We start from the raw sequence: 4159 nt of genomic DNA, 5'->3' as shown, positions 1-4159 counted from the left end.
ACCTACTATTACAGGAAGCGATAGAGTGATTAAAGATATATTAATAGATCTATATAATTATTGTAATCCAAGCAATAATATTATAGATAGCATAGATTATATTAGGCATGGAGAAGAAGGATTAGAAACGGCTCTATATATGAATTCTGCAAATAAGGTACTTATGATGTTAAGGGGTTATGAAGATGGATTTGTTTCATTTTGGCAATAGAAATACTCTTGTACAATTGGAAAATGATGAATTTAATCTATTTATAATTGGAGAGAATCCTCGTGAAAAGACCAGGATCTTAAAGAACAATTTAAATCAACCAGCAACTATAAAAATATTTGAGGGACATAATAAGACAACCTTGAAAACGATTACAGATTATGGAGATTTGGCTTTAAATCTAGGGAATACAATGATGCCTTGTTTTTTTGAAGATGGACAATATCAATTAGTGTTAGAAAAAAAGAAAAATAAAGATAGTAATTATGACATTTTTCATAGTGGAATTAGAATAACGGAGGGTTTTCAATCAATTGGTGGCTCTTTAATTGGTATAATAGATTTTTCTTCAGATATTGGATATACAGTTATAGATATTTTGAAAGATGGGGTTAAGCTTTTGAAACTAGTATTAGAAGTTTTTCCAAGCAAATTAGATTATTATAACGACTATCAAGAGTTAATAATGGAGATTAATGAAGAAGTAGTTTCTTTAGCTTTCAAATTTATAGATAAAACATACTTGACAGGAAAATTAATTGATACTGACCATCAGACTAATATAGAATATTTGAGTATTTTAGATATAATTTTTGATGATTTAGAATCTGCTTTAAAAAGGATTATAAGTAATTTTAAACACAATGTAATTACATATGAGAGTTTAACTAATGTACATAAAGCCAAAAGAGTTTCTAATAAGACTAGGAAGTATATTAGAACCCATGGAGATTCTTTAATTAAATCAGAAAAAGGTTTTATAAATATAAACAATTCATTTTACTACACTGAAAAGCTAATTGAGGAAAAGAAAGTAACAACCATTGATATTTTTGAAAATAGATTTGTAAAATACATGATTCAAAAGATTATTAAGCGATTAAAATTCATAGAAATTAATTTAGATTCTGATGATGAAAGAGAAAATAAAACCTTAATATTTATTAGGAAAAAGATAAAAGTCTTAGAAATGTATTTAAACAATTATTTTCAAGGTATTAGGGATTTAACAGGCAATAAAAGCATGAGTTTAGTTTTTCAAATGGCTCCAGGCTACAAGGATATGTATAAAAAATATACTATGTTGAATAAAGGATTAGACTTAGGTGATGATTTATTTAAAATTACACCTAAAAAACTTTATTCACTATATGAAATATGGTGTTATTTAAAGATTCACAAGATATTATGCGATTTAGGCTATGAAGTTGAGGAATATGGTATTTTACAATATAAAGATAATGGTATATATCTATCATTATTGCAAGATTCTCAATCCAAGATGGTATATAAGAGTAATAAAAACAAATTGGAATTATGGTACAACAAATCCTATACTATGCCAACTACAGACCAAAGGCCAGATACAGTTTTACATATTAGGAATTTAAACGATAAGGATAATAGAATGTATATTTTCGATGCAAAGTATAGAATATCAGTGGAAAAGGGTAGGATTGGTCCAATGGTTGAAGATATAAATGTTATGCATAGATATAGAGATGCTATTGTATCTAAAATGAGTGATGATTTTCACTATAAATATGATACCTTTGGTGCCTATGTTATGTTTCCTTATGGAAATGAAGAAGATTTTTTAAATCATAAATTTTATAAAAGTATTGAAGAAGTTAATGTAGGAGCATTTCCAATGCTTCCAGGTAGTACAAAACTTATTACAAAACATCTAGAGAAGATAATTAATCAATCTCACTTAGAGGCTAAAAGTGAGAGAATTTCAATAGATGAATACGATGATTATGCTAAGTTTAAATTAGAAAATGTGATGGTTGTAAATGTAAAGGATAAAAAACATTTTCGGGCATATAAGGATTTTAAATTTTATCATATACCTGAAAAAAGATTATCCAATGTAAGACTTGGGATAGAATATTTAGCTTTTTATCAATCTAAAAAGTCTTTTGGTGAAGAAGGAGGAATTAAATATTTCGCTAAAATTAATAATATAATTAAATATAAAAGGGGAGAATGCAAGGAATTGACTGCTAGGAAAGGAACCGAAAATGAGCGGTATCTTAGATTTGATTTAGAGAGCATTCAAGAAATTAGCCATATAAAACCGATTCAATCTGGGACCCAATTAGTATCATATACCACACTCTATTTATTAAAAAACGCCCAAAACATGCATGAACTAAAACTTAAAAGCAATTTAGAAATAGAAGTTTATAAAAAACTTAAAGAGATATCAAATAAAAAGGGATATAATATTAGAAAAGAAAATGACAAATATATTTTGAATGGAAATACTATTGAAATAATAGAGGGAAAAGTAATAAGAGCAAATGGGCAGGTTTCAAATTTAAAGAATTTTGAAAAGCTGGTGGATTAAAGGAAAAAGGGATTATTATCTAATTGACTACTTGGAAAGTTAGAAGGAGAGGCGTTAATGAATTTAATCAATAACAGCCTTCCTACGCCAATTACCTTTTTTATAAAAAATAGTATTAATAATCGCACCCACTACCCAAGAAGTTAATAATGAAATAAATATTGATTCTGGCCTTCCTGTGGGATACTCTGCACTTCGTGTTAAATAAGCAAGACCATAGGCAACAGGTACACGGATAACAACTGTAGTAATCAGTGAAATCCACATAGGTGTAATAGTATCACCGGCACCACGCATAACTCCAGACAAAGATTGGGTTATAGCCATTGCAATATAGCCTGCTGCAAGAATTCTCATCATATGCATACTTAAATCAACTAATTCTTTTGTATTAGTGAAAATTCCCATAAGATGTTTGCCAAAAATTAAAATTAAAATTGTTATAGTAGTGGAAACTCCAACAGCAATTTTAACACCATCCTTAGTCCCTTTTTCAACTCTATCTAATTTTTTTGCTCCTACATTTTGTCCAGTATAGGTTGTCATTGCGCTTCCAAAAGAAAAGTTTGGCATCATAGCAAATCCATCTACCCGCATGATAATTACATTGGCAGCTATAACCATTTCACCAAAACTATTGGTAAGAGATTGTACAACAATCATTGCAAGGGAAAATATTGCCTGTGTTAAACCTGAAGGTAATCCTAGTTTTATAAGTTTAATTGAATATTCTTTTTTTAGTTTCAGCATTTCTAAGTTTAAAGTAAAAGTATTTCTCATATTAATTAATTTAATGACACAAAGTACTGCTGATATTGATTGAGCTATAATAGTTGCTAGGGCAACGCCTGGAACACCCATATTAAATTTTGCAACAAATAAAATATCAAGTCCCACATTTAAAGCTGTAGAAACGAGTAGAAAGACAAGTGCTGAAAAAGAATCACCAAGACCTCGTAGAACACCAGCTAAAATATTATAATAAGCTAGACCAGCAATACCAATGAAAAAAATAATAAGATAATCTGTAGACCAATCTATAATAGAGTTTGGAGTGTTAAGAACTGAAAGTAATGGCCGAGTAACAATTGGCCCGATAATCATTATAATTGCAGATGAAATAGCAGTTAGTGTTATACAGGTACCTATAGTACGGGAAAGTTTTTCTTTATCCTTAGCACCAAAGTACTGAGATACCATTATACCAGCACCTACAGATATCCCTACAAATAATACGAGTAATAGATTTAATATAGGACCTGCACTGCCAACTGCAGCAAGAGCATTATCACCTATGTATTTACCAACAATGATTGAGTCGGCAGTATTATAAAATTGTTGAGCAATATTACCAATCAGCATAGGTATTGCAAATTCAATAATACGTTTCCAAGGTGGTCCTTCAGTTAAATCCTTGGGAGCAAATAGTTCTTTAAGTTTTGTCATATTCGTGACCCCTAATCTAATAATTTTTAAAATTCAAACAAAGCATGTTTATATATTGTAATCTTAAATAAGAAATTAATCAAGATGAATTTTATTTGGTGGCAAAGGGACGTTTTGTTTGCCATCTATTCTGGACATAATCAAAAGAT

The 4159-nt window shown here is 29.3% G+C and carries 3 protein-coding genes; 2 read left to right on the top strand and 1 reads right to left on the bottom strand.

The features are described 5' to 3' along the window. Positions 1-211, top strand: a 211-nt coding sequence (locus tag VK998_RS06375; protein WP_325226682.1) for a hypothetical protein, incomplete at its 5' end; no start/stop codon positions are given. Beyond that, complete coding sequence (locus VK998_RS06370; RefSeq protein ID WP_325226680.1) at positions 186-2564, top strand: DUF2357 domain-containing protein; 2379 nt, start codon at positions 186-188, stop codon at positions 2562-2564. The genes VK998_RS06375 and VK998_RS06370, both read left to right, overlap by 26 nt. 63 nt (positions 2565-2627) lie before the next feature. Here VK998_RS06370 and VK998_RS06365 read toward each other — a convergent pair whose 3' ends face one another. Then, on the bottom strand, positions 2628-4010 hold the full coding sequence (locus VK998_RS06365) for an MATE family efflux transporter (RefSeq protein ID WP_325226678.1): 1383 nt from the start codon (positions 4008-4010) through the stop codon (positions 2628-2630). Positions 4011-4159 lie beyond the last annotated feature (149 nt).

Source organism: Schnuerera sp. (assembly GCF_035459645.1).
Lineage (GTDB): Bacteria > Bacillota > Clostridia > Tissierellales > Tepidimicrobiaceae > Schnuerera.
This window is presented reverse-complemented; position numbering and strand designations above follow the sequence as displayed.

Bases quoted from the DNA above. Each gene is read 5' to 3' on its own strand.
- VK998_RS06365 (WP_325226678.1), bottom strand. From the start codon at position 4,010: ATGACAAAACTTAAAGAACTATTTGCTCCCAAGGATTTAACTGAAGGA.
- VK998_RS06370 (WP_325226680.1), top strand. From the start codon at position 186: ATGGATTTGTTTCATTTTGGCAATAGAAATACTCTTGTACAATTGGAA.